Source organism: Actinospineispora acaciae DSM 45401 (assembly GCF_000620785.1).
GTDB lineage: Bacteria > Actinomycetota > Actinomycetes > Mycobacteriales > Pseudonocardiaceae > Pseudonocardia > Pseudonocardia acaciae.
Map to the genome: position 1 here is coordinate 907,258 of NZ_JIAI01000002.1, position 19,561 is coordinate 926,818.

The following is a 19,561-nucleotide window of genomic DNA, read 5'->3' on the forward strand; positions in this document are numbered from 1 at the left end:
AGCCGTGAAGATCGCACCATGAACGTGCTGCGACAGTAGAACGAGGTCGTGCGGGATCCTGCCGCCCGGCCTTTCGAGCAAGAGGAGAGCAGTGGCAGGCAAGGCCCGCGTACACGAGCTCGCGAAAGAGCTCGGCGTAACCAGCAAGCAAGTTCTGAGCAAGCTGCAAGACCTCGGCGAGTACGTGAAGTCGCCGTCCTCCACCGTGGAAGCACCGGTCGCCCGCAAGCTGCGGGAGGCGATGGCCGGCGGCTCCGGTGGTTCCGGCGGCGGCAGGACACCGGGCCGAGGTCGTCGTCCGGGCTCCGGTCCGCGCCCGGCGGCGCCGAGCGCGGGTGGTGCTCCGGCGGCTCCCGCCCCGGCCAGGGACGACAGGAACGGCGCCGCCGCCGACGGTGGAGCCCCGGCCGACCGTGGCCAGGCCCGCCCGGCCGCCCCGGGTCCGCGTCCGGGCCCACGCCCGTCCGGGCCCCGGCCCTCGGCGCCGGCACCGTCGGCTCGACCCGGCCCGCCGCCGGCCGCCCGGCCCCAGGCACAACCGGCTCAGCCAGCGCAACCGGCCCAGCCGGCCGCCGCCGCGCAGCCCCCGGCCGCGCCCGCGCCGCCGCCCGCCGCGCCGCAGGCACCGGCTCCCGAGCAGCCGGCCGCCGCGGCCGGCGGTTCCGGCGGTGCTGACTCGACGGCCGTGGTGCCGCCGCGCCGGCAGGCCCCCAAGCCGGGCCCGCGCACGCCCAGGGTCGGCAACAACCCGTTCGGCGTCGGTTCCGGAGCGCCGCCGCAGCGCTCGCAGGCGCCGCGCCCCGGCCCGCCTCGCCAGGACCAGCCGCCGCGTCCCGGTGGCGGCGCCGGCAACAGGCCGTCCGGTGGCTCGCGGCCCGGGCCGTCCGGGCCGGGTGGCCCGCGTCCGAACCCCGGCATGATGCCGCCCCGGCCGAACCCGGGGATGATGCCCGGCCGTCCGGCCGGCGGTCCCGGCGGCGGCCGTGGCGGCCCCGGCGGCGGTAGGGGTGGCCCCGGCGGCCGTCCCGGCGGCGGTGGCGGTCGCCCCGGCGGTGGCGGCGGTGGCCGTCCCGGTGGTGGCGGCGGTTTCCGCGGCGGCGGCGGTGGCCCCGGCGCGGGCGCCCCGGCCGGCGGTGGCTTCCGAGGCGGCGGTGGTCGTCCCGGTGGCGGCGGCCGTGGTCGCGGTGGCGCGGCCGGCGCGTTCGGCCGTCCCGGCGGCCCGGCGCGCAAGGGCCGCAAGTCGAAGCGGCAGAAGCGCCAGGAGTACGACGCCATGCAGGCGCCCAGCGTCGGTGGCGTGCGGCTGCCCAAGGGCAAGGGCGAGGTCATCCGGCTGCCCAGGGGCGCGTCGCTGACCGACTTCGCGGACAAGATCAACGCGAACCCCGCGTCGCTGGTCCAGGTGTTGTTCCACCTCGGTGAGATGGTCACCGCGACCCAGTCGGTGGCCGACGAGGTGCTCGAGCTGCTCGGCACCGAGATGAACTACCAGGTCCAGGTGGTCTCCCCGGAGGAGGAGGACCGCGAGCTGCTGGACTCCTTCGACATCTCGTTCGGGGAGGACGCGGGCGACGACGAGGACCTCGAGGTCAGGCCGCCGGTCGTGACCGTCATGGGTCACGTCGACCACGGCAAGACCCGCCTGCTGGACGCGATCCGCAAGACCAACGTGGTCGCGACCGAGGCCGGCGGGATCACCCAGCACATCGGCGCCTACCAGGTGGCCACCGAGCTGGAGGGTGACGAGCGGCTGATCACCTTCATCGACACCCCAGGTCACGAGGCGTTCACCGCCATGCGTGCCCGGGGCGCCAAGTCCACCGACATCGCGGTCATCGTGGTGGCGGCGGACGACGGCGTGATGCCCCAGACGGTGGAGGCGATCAACCACGCCCAGGCGGCCAACGTGCCGATCGTGGTGGCCGTCAACAAGATCGACAAAGAGGGCGCCAACCCGGCCAAGATCCGCCAGCAGCTCACCGAGTACAACCTGGTGGCCGAGGAGTACGGCGGCGACACGATGTTCGTGGACATCTCCGCCCGCGAGAACATCAACATCGACCAGCTCCTCGAGGCGATCCTGCTCACCGCGGACGCCGCGCTGGACCTGCGGGCCAACCCGAACATGGAGGCCCAGGGCGTGGCGATCGAGGCGCACCTGGACCGAGGCCGCGGTCCGGTGGCCACCGTGCTGGTGCAGCGCGGCACGCTGCGGATCGGCGACTCCGTGGTGGCCGGGGACGCCTCCGGCCGGGTACGGCGGATGCTCGACGAATACGGCGGGGACGTCTCCGAGGCGCTCCCGTCCCGTCCGGTCCAGGTCATCGGGTTCACCTCGGTGCCCGGCGCCGGCGACACCTTCCTGGTCGTCGACGAGGACCGGGTGGCCCGCCAGATCGCCGACCGCCGCCGCGCGCGGGAGCGCAACGCCGAGCTGGCCTCGCGCCGCAAGCGGGTCAGCCTGGAGGACCTGGACGCCGCGCTGAAGGAGACCGACAGCCTCAACCTGATCATCAAGGGTGACAACTCGGGTACCGTCGAGGCGCTCGAGGAAGCCCTGATGAAGATCGAGGTCGGGGACGACGTCGAGCTGCGGGTGATCCACCGCGGCGTCGGTGGCATCACCGAGGGCGACATCAACCTCGCCATCGCGGACAACACCATCGTGCTCGGGTTCAACGTCCGGGCCGAGGGCAAGGCCACCGAGCTGGCCAACCGCGAGGGCGTGGAGATCCGCTACTACTCGGTGATCTACCAGGCCATCGACGAGATCGAGCAGGCCCTGCGCGGCATGCTCAAGCCGGAGTACGAGGAGGTCGAGCTGGGCCGCGCGGAGGTCCGCGAGGTGTTCCGCTCGTCCAAGGTCGGCATGATCGCCGGCTGCATGGTCCTCTCCGGCGAGATCCGGCGCAACGCCCGCGCCCGGCTGCTGCGGGACAACGTCGTGGTGGTGGAGAACCAGCCGGTCAGCTCGCTGCGGCGGTTCAAGGACGACGTGGTCGAGGTCCGCGAGGGCTTCGAGTGCGGTCTCACCCTCGGTTCGTACAACGACATCAAGGTCGGTGACGTCATCGAGACGTTCGAGATGCGGGAGAAGCCGAGGGCGTAACGGTCGAACGAGGGGGCGGGGAGCCACCGCCCCCTCGGGGCCGATCACCATGTACGTAGGAGCGTTGGAGCTGGACGTGCTGTTCGGCGACGTCGGCTCGCTGAAGCGGAAGCGGTCACTGGTCCGCCCGCTGCTGGCCGAGCTGCGCCGCCGCCACGAGGTGGCCGTCGCCGAGGCCGGCCACCTCGACCTGCACCGGCGGGCGTTGATCGGGGTGAGCTGCGTGGCCCCGGACGCCGGCCATGTGATCGAGGTGTTGGATCAGTGCGAGCGGATGGTGGCCGCTCGTCCGGAGCTGGAGCTGCTCTCCGCCCGGCAGCGGATCATCGGCCCGCACGACGAGTGACGGACGGGGATGAGCACCATGGTGGACCACGCGAGGGCCAGCCGGCTGGCGAAGCGGATCGCGCAGATCGTGGCGTCCGCGCTGGAGCACGAGGTGAAGGACCCCCGGCTGGCGAAGGTCACGATCACGGATGCGCGCGTCACCGGTGACCTGCACGACGCCACGGTGTACTACACGGTGCTGGGCGAGACGGTGGACGCCGAGCCGGACGTCAACGGCGCCGCCGCCGCGCTGGCCAGCGCCACCGGCGTGCTGCGCTCGATGGTGGGCCAGCGCACCGGCGTCCGGTTCACCCCGACGCTGACGTTCGTGCGCGACGCCGTCCCCGAGGCCGCGAGCCGGTTCGACGAGCTGCTCGCCCAGGCCCGCGACTCCGACGCCCAGGTGGCCAGGCTGGCCGCCGGCGCGAAACCGGCCGGCGACGCCGACCCCTACCGGGCGCCGCGCGAGGAACCCGACGAGGCCTGACCCGACCCGTGAGTGGCTAGGGGCGTCATAGCACCCTTAGCCACTCACGGGTGCGGCGGCGGCCGGTGGCTCGACCGGCGGCCCGAGGAGCAGGCCGCCGTTGACCTCGACGGTCTGCCCGGTGATCCATCGGGCGTCGTCGGAGGCGAAGAACGCGACCGCGTCGCCGACGTCGGCCGGCTGCCCCGGTCGGCCGAGGGCGACCATGGTGGAGACCTGGCGCGCGGCCTCGGGGTCGTCGAGCCAGGAGTTCATGTCGGTGGCGGTGATGCCGGGGGAGACCGTGTTCACCGTGATCCCGCGCGCGCCGGCGGACTGGGCCAGGGACCGTCCCAGCACGTTGAGCGCGCCCTTGGTCATCGCGTAGACCGTCTCCGGGGTGGCGAACCAGGTGGCCCCGGAGGACACGTTGACGATCCGGCCGCCGTCGGGCATGAGGCGCAGCGCGCGCTGGGTGATGAAGAACGGCGCCCGCACGTTGACCGCGAACAACCGGTCGAACTCCTCCGGCGTCGCGGCCTCCATGGTGGCCGTGCGGGTGATGATCGCCGCATTGTTCACCAGGATGTCCAGCGGTCGCTCGCCCAGGCCGGCGGCCAGCCCGGCGAACAGCGCGTCGACGTCGCCGGGGACGCCGAGCTCGGCCCGCACGGCGAAGGCCTCCCCGCCCCGGTTGCGGATCGTCGCGACCGTGTCCGCCGCCGCGGCCTCGTTGCCGCCGTAGTGCACGGCGACCAGCGCACCCTCCTCGGCCAGCCGCAGCGCGACGGCGCGCCCGATGCCCCGCGACGCCCCGGTCACCAACGCCGTCCTGCCGTCCAGTTTCCCCACGTCGACGCCTCCCGCCCTGATGTTAGGGAACGTTCCCTAACGTAATCACCGTATACTTCGGCCCGTGGCACGACAACCGGGACCGCCGCGCCGGACCTCGGCGCAGACGCGCGAGCACATCCTCCAGGTGGCCCACGAGCTGTTCTACTGGCGCGGCATCAGGGCCACCGGGGTCGACACCGTCGCCGCAGAGGCGGGCATCGCGCCGACCACGCTCTACCGGCTGTTCGACTCGAAGGACGACCTCGTCGCGGCCTACGTGGAGCGGGCCGGCGAGGAGCAGCGGCGGCGCATCCTGGACGCGGTGGCCGACGACGGGCGGCACCCCCGGGAACGGATCATGGCGCTGTTCGACGTGCTGGAGGCCGAGCTACCGCCGTCGTCCCGGTGCCGGGGCTGCGTCTTCCTGATGACGCTCACCGAGGTGCCCGACCAGGCGCTGCCCGCCCACCGGCACGCGGTGGCCATGAAGGCCTGGATCCGCGCCACCGTCCGCGCCCTCACCGCCGAGCTGGCGAACACCACCCCCGTCGACGACCCGACCCTGCTCGCCGACCGGCTCGTGCTCGTCATGGAAGGCTTCACCGCGTCCGCCCACGCGCTCGGCCCCGACGGCCCGGCGGGATGCGCCCGCGCGCTCGCCGAGCACCTCCTGGACCAGGCCTCGGCGGCCGGCTCAGGACGGGGGACCGGGTAGCTCGCGAACCGCGCCGAGCAGGTCGGGCGCGGACAGCGCCAGCCACAGCTCGAGGCGGTCCCTCGGCGTGTCCAGGCGGCGGCCGGCCACCCGCTGCGCGGTCCTCAGCCGGGCGCGCAGGGTGTTGCGGTGCACTCCGAGCGCGGCGGCCGCCGCCTCCAGGTTGGAGTCCGCGTCCAGGTACGCGCGCAGCGACGCGGCCAGGCCGGTGCCGGTGCGGCGGTCGTAGTCGTGCAGCGGCGCGAGCACCGTCGAGGTGAACGAGGCCAGCGCGCCCGGGGCGAGGCCGTCGCGCAGCAGCGACCACGCCGACACGTCGTCGGCGTGCGCATAGCCCGGCGCCCGGGGGAGCAGGTCCCTGGCCCTGGCCACCGCGGCGGGCAGGTCGGCGGCGGTGGGCGCGGTGGCCGCGCCGGCCCGGACCTCGACCCCGCCGAGCTCGGCCACCCGCTCGCGCAGCCTCGGACCCAGCCGGGGCCGGGCCAGCGGCAGCACCGCCACCAGCCCGTCCGCCTCGGGGCGCAGCAGCACCCGGTCGCGGACCTCGGCCCGTCCGATGATGTCGTCGAGGCCGTCCAGCGCCGGCGACAGCAGGTCGTTACCGGACAGCAGCATGACCTCGTACGGCGGATCGGGCAGCAGGCCCGGGTCCGGCTCGGCTTCGGAACCGTCCAGCAGCGGCGCGAACATCCTGGCCCGCTGCTCGTGCAGCCGGGACCGGACGGCGCGGATGCCGAGCATGGTGACGGCGAGCAGGGTCGCGGCGTGGGCGACCAGCAGCCGCTGGTGCGACGGGCCGGCGACCGCGAGCCAGCCGCGCGGACGGCCGGCGCCGCCCACGCTGTGCACCATCAGGTAGCTGCCCCGGTGCTGCTCCGCGACGGCGGCCCGTCCGCCGCCCCGGACCTCGGCGACCAGCTCGCGGGCCCGCCGGTGCCAGTCCTGCTCGCCCCTGGGATGCGCCGCGCGGACCCGGCCGCCCGCGTCGAGCAGCATCGCCTGGCCGTCGATGCCCCTGGCCAGGGCGCCGACGATCCCCGGGGCACCGGACCGCAGCGCGGCGCGGGCGACCGCCTCCTGCACGGTGACCGCCCGGCGCTCCGCGCGCACCGCCGCGTCCGAGTACCAGCCGGCCACCGCCTGGCTGACCGCGAGGAACGGGGTGGCGCCGAGCACCCCGACCACCGGGAAGTCCAGCTCCTCGGCGGTGGCCAGCACCTCGGGCGGCAGCGCGTCGAGCACCTCGGCGGCGAAGCCCAGCCCGGCGCACCCCGCCTCGGCCAGCCGCCGCACATAGTCCCGCCGGCCCGCCTCGCCGGCCGGAAGCCCCAGGCCGATGGTGAGCACCAGCTCGCCGCCGCGCAGCCACGGCACCGGGTCGGCCAGCTCGATCGCGTGCGCCCACCGGACCTCGCGGTGGATCCCACCGGCGCCGGCCAGCAGCCCGAGCTCCAGGCCGTCCATCCCCAGCAGCGCGTCGACGGTGAGCCGCCCCTGCTGTGCATCACGCACAAAAGAATCACGTTCGATGTACGAATCGTACGGCATGGCACGGCGCGGATGAGGGCTAGCGTGCGCCCATGAACACGCCAGCCCGGCGCGCGGCGCTCGCCGCGTTCGTCGGCACCACCATCGAGTGGTACGACTTCTACGCCTATGCGACGGCGGCCAGCCTGGTCTTCGGCACGCTGTTCTTCCCGCCCGGCACCAGCCCGTTCGTCGGCCTGATGGCCTCGTTCGCCACCTACGCGGTGGGCTTTTTGGCCAGGCCGCTGGGCGGTGTGGTGTTCGGGCACTTCGGCGACCGGGTCGGGCGCAAGGCCGCGCTGGTCACCACGTTGCTGATCATGGGGGTGGCCACCTTCGCGGTCGGCCTGCTGCCGACCTACGCCGCGGTGGGGGCGCTGGCGCCGGTGCTGCTGGTGGTGCTGCGGTTCGCGCAGGGGCTCGCGGTCGGCGGCGAGTGGGGCGGTGCGGTGCTGATGGCCGTCGAGCACGCGCCGGCGAAGAACAAGACCTTCTTCGGCTCGTTCGCGCAGTTGGGCAACCCGGCCGGGGCGCTGCTGGCCACCGGGTTGTTCGGGCTGCTCTCCGGCTACGGCGACGCCGCGCTGCGGGACTGGGGCTGGCGGCTGCCGTTCCTGCTCTCGGCGGTGCTGGTGCTGGTGGGGCTGGTGGTTCGGCTGAAGGTGGCCGAGTCGCCGGTGTTCCTGCGCGCAAGGGCCGACACCACAAGCCCCGAGCTGCCGGTGCGGGCCGCGCTGCGCGGCTCCTGGCGGACGATCCTGCGCGGCATCGGCGTGCTGCCGGTCGCGGTGGGCGGCTATTACATCGTGACCACGTTCCTGCTCGGCTACGCCACCACCGACCTGAAGGTGGACGAGCGGCTGGTGCTCGGCGGGCTGACGTTCGCCTCGTTCGTGGAGCTGGTGGCCACCGTGGGCCTGGCCTGGCTGGGCGACAGGTTCGGCGCCCGCCGGGTGGTGGTCGTCGGCCTCGTAGCGGTGGCGGTGCTGGCCGCGCCGCAGTTCCTGGTCATGTCCAGCGGCTCCACCGCGCTGATCTTCACGGTGCTGGCGGTGATGCGGCTGGTGCTGGCGGCCACCTACGGGCCGATCGCGGCGGTGCTGGCGCAGATGTTCCCGCCGGCCGCCCGCTACACCAGCATCTCGCTGTCCTACCAGGTGGCCGGCGCGATCTTCGGCGGCTTCTCGCCGCTGGTCTGCACCGCGCTGCTGGCCGCGTTCGGGGGCATCGCGCCGGTGGTGGCACTGCTGGTGCTGATGTGCCTGGTGAGCATCGGCTGCCTGGTCGGCGCGCCCCGGTTCCACGATCCCGCGCCCGCCGCCCGGACGGAGGAGGCCGCCGGTGCCTGACCTGCTGTTGCACAACGCGCGGGCGCTGACCATGGACGCGGACACCCCGCGCACGGACACGATCCTCGTCCGGGACAACCGCATACTTTCTCTGGGGAAGGACGCGCACCGCCGCGCGGACCCCGGCGCCCGGCGGATCGACGTGGGCGGGCGCACCGTGCTGCCCGGCTTCGTCGACCCGCACAACCACCTGCTGTCCACCGCCGAGTCGCTGGCCGCGCTGGACGTCCGCTATCCCACCGCGCGCAGCGTCGCCGACCTGACGAAGCTGGTGGCCGACGCGGCGGCGGACACCCCGCCCGGGCAGTGGATCCGAGGCTTCGGCATGGACGACGCGAAGTACCCCGAGGGCCGCCCCACCCGCCGCCAGCTCGACGACGCCACCACCGAGCACCCGGTGATCCTCTACCACGTCTCCGGGCACCAGGCGGTGGTCAACTCGACGGCGCTGGCCCTGCGCAACATCGGACGCGAGGTGGCCGACCCGCCGGGCGGGGCGTTCCTGCGCGACACCGACGGCGGGCCGACCGGCATGGTGCTGGACTCGGCCATGCAGCTGCTGCTGCCGCTCGCGGTCGAGATCGGCTGCCACGGCCCGAACTTCCACACCGACCTGCCGTTCGAGCACCTGGCCGGATGGTTGCGCGACGCCGGCCGGCACTACCTCGCGGCCGGCCTGACCACCGTGGCCGACCCCCAGGTCTCCGCGCGCGAGCTGCGCGTCTACCGGGCCGCGCGGGCCGGCGGCTGGCTGCCGGTGCGGACCGTCGCGATGCCGCTGTCGCACCAGCTCGACGCGCTGTCCCAGGTCGGCCTGGCCGGCCCGTTCGGCGACGACCGGCTCAGCCTGGGCGCGATGAAGTTCTACAGCGACGGCACCCTGATCGGCGGCACCGCCGTGTTCTCCGAGCCCTACGGCGAGCACGGCGAGCTGGCGGGCAGCCTCTACTGGCCCGCCGAGCAGCTCGCCGACCTGGTGGAACGGGCCGCGCGCGCGGGCTGGCGGGTGGCCATCCACACCCAGGGCGACCTGGCCATGGAGAACTCGCTGCGGGCCATCGAGGCGGGCGCCCGCGCGTACGGAGCCGACTTCCGCCCGCGTATCGAGCACTGCGGCTACCCCACGCCCGCACAGATCAGGCGGTTCGCCGGGCTCGGCGTGATCCCGGTGAACCAGCCCAACTTCCTCCACGACAGCGGCGGTGACTTCCTGCGCCGGCTGGGCTCGCGGGCGCACCGCCTGCAGCCGATTCGCGAGGAGCTGGACGCCGGGCTGGCGCCGGCGCTGTCCAGCGACTCGTTCGTGTCCAGCCTGCGCCCGCTGGAGACGATCACCAACGCCGTCACCCGCCGCACCCGGGAGGGCGGGGACATCGGCGCCGAACAGGCCATGACGCTGCCGGAGGCGCTGCGCGCGCACACCCTGGACGCGGCGTACGCGCTGGGCATGGAGGACCGGATCGGCTCGCTGACCCCGGGCAAGCTGGCCGACATCGTGGTCCTGGACGCCGACCTGGAGGCGCAGCCGCCGGACCGGATCCGCGAGCTGGGCGTCCGGCTGACCGTCCTCGACGGCCGGGTCGCCACCGAGTGACTTCGGCCACTCCCGGCGGCCCGCGCGGTCGTGGTTGTCGGGGTCGCGCGGCAGGCTGAGCGGCGTGGGGGAGCCGCGAACTGAGAACGCCGGCGCGCGCGAGGTGCTCCGGCTGGCGGTGCCGGCGCTGCTGGTGCTCGCCGCCGAGCCGCTGTACCTGCTGGTGGACACGGCGGTGGTGGGGCACCTGGGCGCGGTGCCGCTGGCCGGGCTGGCGATCGGCGCGGTGCTGCTCGCCCAGGTGTCGACCCAGCTGACGTTCCTGTCCTACGGCACCACCGCCCGGGCGGCGCGGCTGCACGGCGCCGGGCGGCGCACCGACGCGATCGTGGAGGGCGTGCAGTCGACCTGGCTGGCGCTGGGCATCGGGGTGCTGCTGGTGGTCATCGGGCAGCTGGTGGCCGGCCCGGTCGCCAGGGGGCTGGCCGGTGGGACCGGTCCGGTGGCGGACGCGGCGATCTCCTGGCTGCGGGTGGCGCTGTTCGGCGCGCCGCTGGTGCTGGTCACCATGGCCGGCAACGGCTGGATGCGCGGGCTGCAGGACACCGCCCGCCCGATGCGCTACGTGCTGGTCGGCAACGGGCTCTCCGCGCTGGCCTGCCCGCTGCTGGTGTACGGGCCGGGGCCGCTGCCGGAGCTGGGGATGGTCGGCTCGGCGGTGGCCAACGTGGCCGGGCAGGTGGTCGCGGCCGTGCTGTTCGGCAGGGCGCTGCTCTCCGAGCGGGTGTCGCTGGCGCCGGTGCCGGCGGTGCTGCGCGGCCAGCTCACCATGGGCCGCGACCTGGTGCTGCGCAGCCTCGGCTTCCAGGCCTGCTACCTGTCCGCCGCCGCGGTCGCGGCCCGCTTCGGCGCCGCCCCGGTCGCGGCGCACCAGGTGGTGCTGCAGCTGTGGAACTTCCAGGCCCTGGTGCTGGACTCGCTGGCCATCGCGGCGCAGTCGCTGATCGGCGCGACGCTCGGGGCCGGCGGCGCGAGCCGGGCGCACGCGCTGGCCTGGCGGGTGACCCGCTACGGGCTGGTGCTGGGGTGCGCGTTCGGAGTGATCTTCGCCGCGCTGGCCGGGGTGCTGCCGCGCGCGTTCACCAACGACCAGGCGGTGCTCGACGCGATGCCGGTGGCCTGGTGGTTCTTCGTGGCGCTGCAGCCGATCGCGGGCGTGGTGTTCGCGCTGGACGGGGTGCTGCTCGGCGCCGGGGACGCGGGCTTCCTGCGTACCGCCACGCTGCTCGGCGCCGGCCTCGGTTTCCTGCCGCTGATCTGGGCTTCCCTGGCGTTCGGCTGGGGGCTGGCCGGCATCTGGACCGGCCTGGCTATGTTCATGCTGGTCAGGCTGGCCAGCGTGGTCGCGCGCACCCACTCCGGATCGTGGGCGGTGCTCGGCGCGGTGCGCTCCTGACCAGTCGGAGCGCCCCGTCTCGGTACCGGAGTGATCATGTCGCTGACCAGCTACGTTCGTCGGCTCGCGGCGGGAGAGCGGCACTGCAAGGTGATCGTCGAGGTGGCCGACCTCGGCGCGGCGGGCTGGCGTCGGCTCACCGCCGACCCGGAGCTGCGCTGGCGTCGGATCACCGGCGCCCGGCTGGGCACCGCCGCGCTGCGCCGCCGCCGGGGGCGGGCCGAGCCGGCGCCCAGGACCGACGCCGCCGCACCGGTCCCCGCCCTGCTGGAGGCCTCCGGGGTGGCCACCGGGAGCGCCTCGGTGGCCAAGCAGCGGCTGGCCGCCAAGGCGGTGGCCCGATTACACGCCGCAGGCCTGGACGGCACGGTGGTCGGCGCGGCCACCGCCGACCCCGCCACCGCCCGGCCCGAGCCGGCCGCCGAGGAGCTGGCCTGGCCGGCCTCGCCGGACGTGCTGATCTTCGGCCCGGCCGAGCCGGACGAGCTGAACCGGCGGTTCGCGGTGGCCGCGTCGGCCTGGTCGCTGGACGTCGACGCCGCGCGCCCGCCGGTGGTCCCGGAGCCGGGCGAGCGCCGCCGCCGCGCCCGGATCGACGTGCTCGCCGGGCTGTGCGTGCTGCCGCTGCTGGTCATGCTGGTGGCCACCGTCGGGCCGTGGCTGGACCAGCGGACCTGGGTGCTGCTGCTGGCCGCGTCGATGCTGTGCGTGCTGGTGGCCCTGCTGGTTGTGCACCTGCTGGCCGGCCGGCGCCGGTCGCTGGCGCGGGTGCGCGGGCGGGCGCTGGCGCTGTCCGTCGCGCTGCTGGTGTTGCTGGTGGCGGCCAGGGTGGCGGCGCGCATCCCGGTGCCGCCGTTGGTTGTGATCATCTTCTCGGCGGTGCTGCTGGCCGTGCTCACCCCGGTCGCGCTGCGGCTGCTGCCGGCCGAGGTGCCGGTGCGGGCGGTGGCCGTCGGCGTGCCGTTGGCCCTGGTGCTGGTCGCCGCGCCGGTGGGGGACCTGCTCGACGCCGTCTACCTGGACCGGCTGGGACTGCGCGCCACCGACGTCTCCCTCACGTTCGCGCAGCGCTGGTGGTCCGGGGCGTTCTTCGCGGTCACGGCGCTGGCCGGGCTGGCGCTGGCCGGGGCGTTCTGGGGGTGGCTGCGCGGGCTGGACGCGACCGGCCGGCGGCGCGAGCTGCCGCCGGCCTCGATGGTCGCGCTGTTCGGGACGGTGTACGCGGCGGCGCTGCTGGCGCTGTCCGCGAGCGTGGCCTGGCACCAGGCCGGCCCGGCGCCCGGCGAGCTGCCCGGCCGGTGGGGCGGCATCGAGCCGGTCTGGGTCTGCTGGTCGCCCCCGACCCCGACCCCGCCACCGGGCGCGGGCGCGGTGCCGTATGCGGGATGGGCGCCGCCGCCGACCCGCACGGCGGTGGCCTGGGTGGGCAGCGCCGACGGCCGGCAGGCGCTGTGGTCCCCGGAGGCGGGCGGGGCCACCGTGGCCGACCCGATCCAGCTGCGCCTCCACGACGGCCCCGGCCCCTGCTGAGAATCACAGCTCGCCTGTGTAGTTTCTAACGCCTTTCGTCAAAACTGCACAGCTAAGCTGTGTATATGACCGCCGCACTGCAGGCCGAAACCGCCCACGAGCTGCGCACCAGCGTGATGCGGCTGGCCCGGCGGCTGCGACACGAGCGGCGGGCCCACGGCCTAGGGCTGACCAAGGTGACCTTCCTCGGCCACCTGGACCGCTCCGGCCCGGCCACCACCAGCGAGCTGGCCGCCGTGGAGGGGATCGCCCAGCAGTCCGCCGCCCGCGCCGTGGCCGACCTGGTGGACGCCGGCCTGGTGATCCGCGAGCCGGACCCCCGCGACGGCCGGCAGGTGCTGCTGCGGGTGAGCCAGGCCGGCCGGGAGCTGCTGGAGTCCGACCGGGCACGGCGTGACGCCTGGCTGGCCACCGCGATGGCCGAGCGGCTGACCGACGTGGAGCGCGACCTGCTCGCGCTGGCCGGCCGGCTGCTGGACCGGCTGGCGGCGGAGCCGGAGTGACCCGCGCCGCCACCAGGACCGGAACGACGGCGAGGCCGCTGTTCCTCGCGACGATCCTGCTCGGCACCGTGCTGCAGCCGCTCAACTCGTCGATGATCGCCGTCGCGCTGGTGTCCATCCGCACCGAGTTCGACGCCGGCGCGGCGGCGTCCTGGCTGGTCTCCGGCCTGTACATCACCACCGCGGTGGCCGCGCCGGCGATGGGCCGGCTCGCCGACCTGGTCGGCGCCAGGAGGGTGTACCTGGCCGGCATGACGCTGGTCGGGCTGGCCAGCGCGGCCACCCCGTTCGTGCCCGGGCTGGGCTGGCTGATCGCGATCCGGGTGCTGCTCGGCGTGGGCACCGCCGCCCAGTACCCGGCCGCCGTCGCGCTGCTGCGTGCCGACACCGACCGGCGCGGCGGCTCGGCCACCGGCACGTTGGGCCTGCTGGCGGTCAGCGGTCAGGTCACCGTGGCGCTGGGCCCCAGCCTGGGCGGGGTGCTGGTCGGCGCGTTCGGCTGGCAGGCGGTGTTCCTGGCCAACCTGCCGATGGTGGCGCTGGGCAGCGCGCTGGCCCTGCGCGCGCTGCCTCCGGGCCGCGCCCACCCGGGCGGGCACCTGCTGCGGCGGCTGGACATACCGGGGATGGCGGCGTTCACCGTCGCGATGACCGCGCTGATGGCGCTGCTGCTCTCGCTGACCACCGGCGTGCGGTGGTGGCTGCTGCCGGTGTTCCTGGCCGCGCTCGCGGCGCTGGTCTGGCGCGAGCTGCGCGCCGCCGAGCCGTTCCTGGACCTGCGCGCCCTGGCCGGCAACACCGCGCTGACCGGCACCTACCTGCGCGTCGGCCTGACGTACACGGCGTTCTACCTGATCTTCTACGGGCTGCCGCAGTGGCTGGAGCAGGGCCGGCGCCTTGACGTCACGCTCACCGGCCTGGTGATGCTGCCGCTGGCCGCGTTCGGCGCCGCCACCGTGCTCGCGGCCACCCGGCTGGAGCGCCGGCGCGGCCCCCGGCCGTTGCTGATCGTCGGCTCGGCGGCGCTGCTGCTCGGCGGGCTGCTGCTGGCCGGGCCGCTGCACTCCGGGACCGCGCTGTGGCTGCTGGTCGCGGTGAGCGCGCTGCTCGGGCTGCCGAACGGGTTCAACAACGTGGGCAACCAGACCGAGATGTTCCGGGCGGCAGACCGACGGTCGGTCGGTGCCGCGTCCGGGCTGTACCGGACCTCCCAGTACATAGGCGCGAACCTGGCCGCCGCCGTACTCGAACTGACCTTCGCCGGCCCGCCCTCCGACCCCGGCCTGCACCGGATGGGCCTGGTGGTGGCCGCCGCCTCCGCCGTCCTCCTGACCGCCGCGATCCTCAACCGCCGCCGATAACGCCGGCCCCGACCACGACTCCGCCGCACCAGCCGCTCGCGTTCGTACCGCTCCTTTCCCATGATCATCAGGTCATCACGGTTGTTATAGCGGCCTCGAAACAACGCTGGTGGCCTGATGATCAAGGAGCTGGTGCGGACGGTGCGTGTGGTACGGGCGAAGTGCTCAGGTGTGTGCGGGCTCGGTTGCGGTGTCCCGCGTGGAGCCGTGGCTGAGCGCGAGCATCGCCTCGTCCACCAGCCGTGGGTCGTCCAGCACCGCCTGGAACCGGGCGTCGTCCCGCTCGCCCTGCAGCTTCGCGATGACCATGGTGGCCACCCCGTTGCCGATGCAGTTGGTCAGCGCGCGGCCCTCGCTCATCACCCGGTCGATGCCGACCACTATCGCGATGCCGATCGAGATCGCCTCCGGCGGGAAGAACTCGCCGCCGAAGGCCTGCAGCGAGGCGGCCAGGGTGACCAGGCCGGCTCCGGTGATGCCCGCGGCGCCCTTGGAGGTGAGCACCATCAGCGCGAGCAGCGCGATCTGGGTGCCGACCGGCATGTGCACGCCGCCCGCCTGCAGGATGAACAGCGCACCCATGCTCAGGTAGATGCAGGTGCCGTCCAGGTTGAACGAGTAGCCGGTGGGAATCACCACGCCGACCGTCTGCCGCGACGCCCCGGCGGACTCCAGCTTGGTGAGCAGCCGGGGCAGCACCGTCTCCGAGGACGAGGTGCCCACGATGATCAACAGCTCGTCCTTGATCAGCCGGATGAACTTGAAGACGTTGAACCCGCTCCACGCGGCCACCGCACCCAGCGCCACCACCACGAACACCGCGCAGGTCGCCCAGAACGTGACCATGAGCTTGAGCAGGTTGCCCAGCGCCCCGCCGCCGAAGACGGCCACCGTGTAGGCCATCCCGCCGAACGCGCCGACCGGGGCCGCCCACATGATGATCCGGATCAGCGCGAAGATGACCTTGCTGATCAGGTCGACCGCGCCGACCACCCGCTCGCGCAGCGCCGGCGCGAGCATCGAGATCGCGCACGCGGTGAGGATCGCCAGCACCACCACCTGCAGCAGCTGGTTGCTCACGAACGGGCCCAGGAAACTGCTGGGGAACAGGTCCTTGCTGATGAACTCGACCACGCCGGCGTCCTGGGTGGCGTTGCCCATCTGGGACTGGGCCTGCTTGAGGTCCGCCGGGCTGGGCGCGGCGGCGAACCCGGCCCCCGGTTGGACGATGTTGGCCACCACCAGGCCGAGCGCCAGCGAGACGATCGTGGCGAGCAGGAAGTAGACCAGCGCGCGCAGCGCCAGCCCACCGGCGCGGGCCAGGTTGCCCAGCGAGGCGATGCCCACCACGATGGTGCAGAAGATCACCGGCCCGGTGATGATCTTGATGAGCTGGACGAAGAGATCCGCCAGCCACTTGGTGTTCTTCGCCACCCCGGGCGCGACGAGGCCGAGCACGATGCCGCCCGCGATCGCCACCAGGATCCAGAACCACAGCTTGCGGTAGGCGCGGCCGCCGGGGGTTGGCGTCGCGGAAGCGTCGGTGGTGGCTTGGTCGGACATGCCGCCTCCTCGTGGCGTGGTTGCGGTCACATTAGGTAATCGAACGGTCGCGCGCGAGCATTCTTTACCGCCACCGAAGGTCCCTGCCACACCTAGTGCAGCATGGCGGCATGACGATCGCGCCCGGTCTCGTGGTGGTGGACAAGCCGGCCGGCATGACCTCGCACGACGTGGTCGGCCGGCTGCGCCGGCTGCTGGGCACCCGCAAGATCGGGCACGCCGGCACCCTGGACCCGATGGCCACCGGCGTGCTGGTGCTCGGCGTCGGCAGGGCCACCCGGCTGCTCGGCCACCTCGCGCTGGACACCAAGGCGTACGCCGCGACCGTCCGCCTCGGCGTCACGACCAGCACCGACGACGCCGAGGGCGACGAGCTGGCGCGCGCGGACGCCGGCGCGGCGGCGAACGTCGGCGAGGGCGCGGTCCGGGCCGGGATGGCCGAGCTGACCGGCGCGATCGAGCAGGTGCCCAGCGCGGTCAGCGCGATCAAGGTGAACGGCGAGCGGGCCTACGCCAGGGTGCGCGCCGGCGAGCGCGTCGAGCTGGCGGCCCGGCCGGTCACGGTCGCGGAGTTCGCCCTGGACGCGATCCGCCGCGGCCCCGACCACACCGACCTGGACGTGCGCGTCGAGTGCTCCTCCGGCACCTACGTGCGCGCGCTCGCCCGCGACCTGGGCGCCGGCCTCGGCGTCGGCGGCCACCTCACCGCGCTGCGCCGCACCCGGGTCGGCCCGTTCCACCTGGACGCCGCGCGCACCCTGGACCAACTGGCCGAGCGGCCGGAGCTGACCCATCCGCTGGACGCCGCGGTGGCCACCGCCTTCCGGCTGCGCACCGCATCCCCCGACGAGGCGGCCGCCCTGTCCCACGGCCGGCCGCTCGACACGGCCGGCATCGACGGCGTCTACGCGGTGATCGATCCGGACGGGCGCGCGCTGGCGCTGGTCAAGGAGGCGGACGGGCGGGCGAAGCCGGTGCTGGTGCTGGCCCCGGCCGGGGCGTCGCAGGCGCCTGCGTAGGCTCGTTGTCGTGCTGCGCTGGCGAGGCCTGGAGGACGTGCCCACTGGCTGGGGGCGCAGCGTGGTCACCGTCGGAGTGTTCGACGGGGTGCACCGGGGGCACCAGAAGCTGATCAGGCGCGCGGTCTCGGTCGCGGCCGAGCGAGGGCTGCCGTCGGTGCTGGTCACCTTCGACCCGCATCCCACCGAGGTGATCCGCCCCGGCCACCACCCCGCGCAGCTGACCACGCTGGCCCGCCGTGCCGAACTGGTTGCCGAGCTGGGCGTCTCGGCGTTCTGCGTGCTGCCGTTCAGCACCGAGATGGCCAAGATGCCCGCCGACGAGTTCGCCCACGAGGTGCTGGTGGAGCGGCTGCACGCGGCGGCGGTCGTGGTGGGGGAGAACTTCACCTTCGGGCACGGCGCGCGCGGTGACGTGCCGCTGCTGCGCCAGTACGGGCGGCGGTTCGGCTTCGGCGTCGAGGGCCTGCAACTGATCACGGACACCAACGACCCGCACGACGGCGTGACCTACTCCTCGACCTACATCCGGTCCTGCATCGACGGCGGCGACGTGGCGCTGGCCGCGCAGGCGCTGGGCCGCCCGCACCGGGTGGAGGGCGTGGTGGTCCGGGGCGACCGGCGGGGGCACGAGCTGGGCTTCCCGACCGCGAACGTGGAGCCGCCGCGCTACTCCGCCGTGCCCGCCGACGGCATCTACGCGTCCTGGTTCGTGCACGGCGGCCGGCGGCTGCCGGCGGCCACCTCGATCGGCACCAACCCCACGTTCTCCGGCCGCCAGCGCACGGTGGAGGCGTACGTGCTGGACGTGGACGAGGACTACTACGGCCACCACGTGGCGCTCGACTTCGTCGACCGGCTGCGCGGCATGGACCGCTTCGACAGCGTCCCCGCGCTGGTCGAGCAGATGGGCCGGGACGTGGCCAGGGTCCGCGAGCTGCTCGCTCCCTGAGATATCGGCCCCGGTTTCCCCGTTTCGCCCCGCCGGGCCGGTCGCGGCTGCGAGCATGCAGGTGCGCGGGGGCGTGGAGGAACGGGGTCAGTGTGACACTGGACAACCGGGCACATCACGACCCGCTCCGGCCGGCGGCCAAGGCCACCGGGGAGCCGGCCGAGCGCGCCGTGTTCGCGCGCAACATGGCCAGGCAGCGGGAGATCTACGGCGAGCCGCTGGGCGACCGGATCCGCCGGATGCAGACGGTGCTCGGGGTGTCCCAGGCCCGGCTGGCCGACGGGCTGGGCCTGAGCACCGCCATGCTCAGCCAGCTGGTGTCCGCGCGCCGGGTCAAGATCGGCGACCCGGCGGTGCTGGCCAGGATGGCGCTGCTGGACCGCTACGTGCGGCGGCTCTCGCCCGGCGAGCAGGTGCGGGCCGAGGAGCTGCTCGCCCACGTCAAGCAGAGCCGCCCGCACCTGGGCATGCCCGGGTCGGCGGCGCCCAGGGACCCGGCCGAGATGCTGCGCGCGGTGGCCGAGCCGGCCCAGCTGGCCGCGGCCGCGAGCGTGCTCGGGCCGCGCTTCCCGGCGATCGCCGAGCTGTTGCGCCGCGCGGCCGTCACCTCCTCGGACCGGCGGTCGGGATGAGGCTGTTCACCGCGCTGTGGCCGCCGCCCGAGGTGACGGCCGGGCTGGCGGCCGAGCTGGACGGCCACCCGGACTGGCCGCCGGAGGGATGGCGCCCGGTGCCGAGCGAGGACTGGCTGGTCACGCTGCACGTCCACGGCGCCGCCGAGCCAGGTGTGCTGGCCCGGCGGCTGGAGTCGGCGGCCGTCGGGCTCGCGGCGCCGGCGCTGCGGATGGCCGGCGTGGTGTCCTTCGGCGGGGTGGCGGCGCTGCGGGTGCTGCCCTCGGGCACGGCGGACGCCGACGCGCTGGCCGCGCTGGTGCTGGCCGCCGGTGGCGACCCCGCCGGCTTCCGGGGCCACATCACGCTGGCGCGCACCTCCCGGCGCCGGGACGCGCCGCCGGCCCGGGGTCCGCTGGCCACCCACCGGGGCCCGTGGTGGCGCCCGGCCGAGGTGTGCCTGGCATACTCCGAGCTCGGCGTCGGCCAGCCCCGGTACGCGGTGCTGCACCGCGTACCACTGGCGGTCCCACTGGCGGTCCCACTGGGGGAGGCGCCGCGCCACGCCGCCCCGAGCCGGTCCGCGTCGGCGGGCGGATAGCACCTGCTAGCCTTGACATTCGGGTACGGCTGCGGTCCGTGGCGGCCGACCTCGGCATCGACATCGAGATGCCCCGCGCCGGCCGAGTCCGGGCGCGGACCGC

General features: G+C 74.5%; 17 protein-coding genes. 14 read left to right on the plus strand and 3 right to left on the minus strand.

Annotated elements, in window-relative coordinates:
• Positions 1-91 precede the first annotated feature (91 nt).
• Genes infB through rbfA form a run of 3 tightly spaced genes read left to right on the plus strand, consistent with a single transcriptional unit; the run spans position 92 to position 3,923 of the window.
• Positions 92-3,109, plus strand: coding sequence for a translation initiation factor IF-2 (infB, locus tag N912_RS0113935; protein ID WP_028922914.1), 3,018 nt, complete (start codon positions 92-94; stop codon positions 3,107-3,109).
• 49 nt (positions 3,110-3,158) lie between these two features.
• Positions 3,159-3,455 (plus strand): DUF503 domain-containing protein, encoded by a 297-nt coding sequence (locus N912_RS0113940; RefSeq protein WP_028922915.1) that lies wholly within the window; start codon positions 3,159-3,161, stop codon positions 3,453-3,455.
• Positions 3,456-3,473: 18 nt separating this feature from the next.
• Positions 3,474-3,923 (plus strand): 30S ribosome-binding factor RbfA, encoded by a 450-nt coding sequence (gene rbfA / locus N912_RS0113945; protein WP_028922916.1) that lies wholly within the window; start codon positions 3,474-3,476, stop codon positions 3,921-3,923.
• Positions 3,924-3,959: 36 nt separating this feature from the next.
• Here rbfA and N912_RS0113950 read toward each other — a convergent pair whose 3' ends face one another.
• Complete coding sequence (locus N912_RS0113950; protein WP_051580148.1) at positions 3,960-4,754, minus strand: SDR family NAD(P)-dependent oxidoreductase; 795 nt, start codon at positions 4,752-4,754, stop codon at positions 3,960-3,962.
• Positions 4,755-4,818: 64 nt separating this feature from the next.
• Between N912_RS0113950 and N912_RS51760 the strand changes: the two genes are divergently transcribed.
• Positions 4,819-5,451: a TetR/AcrR family transcriptional regulator gene (locus N912_RS51760; protein WP_211261231.1), complete on the plus strand. Its 633-nt coding sequence runs from the start codon at positions 4,819-4,821 to the stop codon at positions 5,449-5,451.
• Here N912_RS51760 and N912_RS51765 read toward each other — a convergent pair.
• Positions 5,431-6,963 carry a PucR family transcriptional regulator gene (locus N912_RS51765; protein WP_051580150.1) on the minus strand — a complete coding sequence of 511 codons (1,533 nt, stop codon included), beginning with the start codon at positions 6,961-6,963 and terminating at the stop codon, positions 5,431-5,433. The genes N912_RS51760 and N912_RS51765 overlap by 21 nt on opposite strands.
• A gap of 68 nt (positions 6,964-7,031) precedes the next feature.
• Between N912_RS51765 and N912_RS51770 the strand changes: the two genes are divergently transcribed.
• From N912_RS51770 to N912_RS0113990, 6 genes are all read left to right on the plus strand, one after another.
• Positions 7,032-8,327 carry an MFS transporter gene (locus tag N912_RS51770; protein ID WP_051580151.1) on the plus strand — a complete coding sequence of 432 codons (1,296 nt, stop codon included), beginning with the start codon at positions 7,032-7,034 and terminating at the stop codon, positions 8,325-8,327.
• Complete coding sequence (locus N912_RS0113970; RefSeq protein ID WP_028922918.1) at positions 8,320-9,921, plus strand: amidohydrolase; 1,602 nt, start codon at positions 8,320-8,322, stop codon at positions 9,919-9,921. Before N912_RS51770 ends, N912_RS0113970 begins: the two co-directional genes overlap by 8 nt.
• 55 nt (positions 9,922-9,976) lie before the next feature.
• Complete coding sequence (locus tag N912_RS0113975; RefSeq protein WP_051580298.1) at positions 9,977-11,317, plus strand: MATE family efflux transporter; 1,341 nt, start codon at positions 9,977-9,979, stop codon at positions 11,315-11,317.
• A 36-nt stretch (positions 11,318-11,353) separates the two neighbouring features.
• Complete coding sequence (locus tag N912_RS0113980; protein ID WP_156993545.1) at positions 11,354-12,847, plus strand: hypothetical protein; 1,494 nt, start codon at positions 11,354-11,356, stop codon at positions 12,845-12,847.
• Positions 12,848-12,912: 65 nt separating this feature from the next.
• Positions 12,913-13,350 carry a MarR family winged helix-turn-helix transcriptional regulator gene (locus N912_RS0113985; RefSeq protein ID WP_028922921.1) on the plus strand — a complete coding sequence of 146 codons (438 nt, stop codon included), beginning with the start codon at positions 12,913-12,915 and terminating at the stop codon, positions 13,348-13,350.
• Positions 13,347-14,711 (plus strand): MFS transporter, encoded by a 1,365-nt coding sequence (locus N912_RS0113990; protein WP_028922922.1) that lies wholly within the window; start codon positions 13,347-13,349, stop codon positions 14,709-14,711. The genes N912_RS0113985 and N912_RS0113990 overlap by 4 nt, the downstream gene beginning before the upstream one ends.
• A 165-nt stretch (positions 14,712-14,876) precedes the next feature.
• Here N912_RS0113990 and N912_RS51775 read toward each other — a convergent pair whose 3' ends face one another.
• A complete protein-coding gene (locus N912_RS51775; RefSeq protein WP_037064359.1) occupies positions 14,877-16,274 on the minus strand; it encodes a cation:dicarboxylate symporter family transporter in 1,398 nt (465 codons plus the stop codon).
• Between the two features lie 110 nt (positions 16,275-16,384).
• On the opposite strand from N912_RS51775, the gene truB reads away from it, so the two are divergent.
• The 4 genes from truB to N912_RS60300 all read left to right on the plus strand — a co-directional run bounded on the left by truB (position 16,385) and on the right by N912_RS60300 (position 19,458).
• On the plus strand, positions 16,385-17,293 hold the full coding sequence (gene truB / locus N912_RS0114000) for a tRNA pseudouridine(55) synthase TruB (protein WP_037064361.1): 909 nt from the start codon (positions 16,385-16,387) through the stop codon (positions 17,291-17,293).
• A gap of 10 nt (positions 17,294-17,303) precedes the next feature.
• Positions 17,304-18,245, plus strand: coding sequence for a bifunctional riboflavin kinase/FAD synthetase (locus N912_RS0114005; protein WP_028922924.1), 942 nt, complete (start codon positions 17,304-17,306; stop codon positions 18,243-18,245).
• Positions 18,246-18,337: 92 nt separating this feature from the next.
• Positions 18,338-18,877, plus strand: coding sequence for a hypothetical protein (locus tag N912_RS0114010; RefSeq protein WP_051580152.1), 540 nt, complete (start codon positions 18,338-18,340; stop codon positions 18,875-18,877).
• Positions 18,874-19,458 (plus strand): 2'-5' RNA ligase family protein, encoded by a 585-nt coding sequence (locus N912_RS60300; protein ID WP_051580153.1) that lies wholly within the window; start codon positions 18,874-18,876, stop codon positions 19,456-19,458. Before N912_RS0114010 ends, N912_RS60300 begins: the two co-directional genes overlap by 4 nt.
• The last annotated feature ends 103 nt before the right edge of the window (positions 19,459-19,561 follow it).

What these genes read in the sequence shown, in the direction of transcription:
- N912_RS0113940 (WP_028922915.1), top strand. Translation starts at nt 3,159, where the DNA reads ATGTACGTAGGAGCGTTGGAGCTGGACGTGCTGTTCGGCGACGTCGGC.
- rbfA (WP_028922916.1), top strand. Translation starts at nt 3,474, where the DNA reads ATGGTGGACCACGCGAGGGCCAGCCGGCTGGCGAAGCGGATCGCGCAG.
- N912_RS51770 (WP_051580151.1), top strand. Translation starts at nt 7,032, where the DNA reads ATGAACACGCCAGCCCGGCGCGCGGCGCTCGCCGCGTTCGTCGGCACC.
- N912_RS0113980 (WP_156993545.1), top strand. Translation starts at nt 11,354, where the DNA reads ATGTCGCTGACCAGCTACGTTCGTCGGCTCGCGGCGGGAGAGCGGCAC.
- N912_RS0113985 (WP_028922921.1), top strand. Translation starts at nt 12,913, where the DNA reads ATGACCGCCGCACTGCAGGCCGAAACCGCCCACGAGCTGCGCACCAGC.
- N912_RS51775 (WP_037064359.1), bottom strand. Translation starts at nt 16,274, where the DNA reads ATGTCCGACCAAGCCACCACCGACGCTTCCGCGACGCCAACCCCCGGC.
- truB (WP_037064361.1), top strand. Translation starts at nt 16,385, where the DNA reads ATGACGATCGCGCCCGGTCTCGTGGTGGTGGACAAGCCGGCCGGCATG.
- N912_RS60300 (WP_051580153.1), top strand. Translation starts at nt 18,874, where the DNA reads ATGAGGCTGTTCACCGCGCTGTGGCCGCCGCCCGAGGTGACGGCCGGG.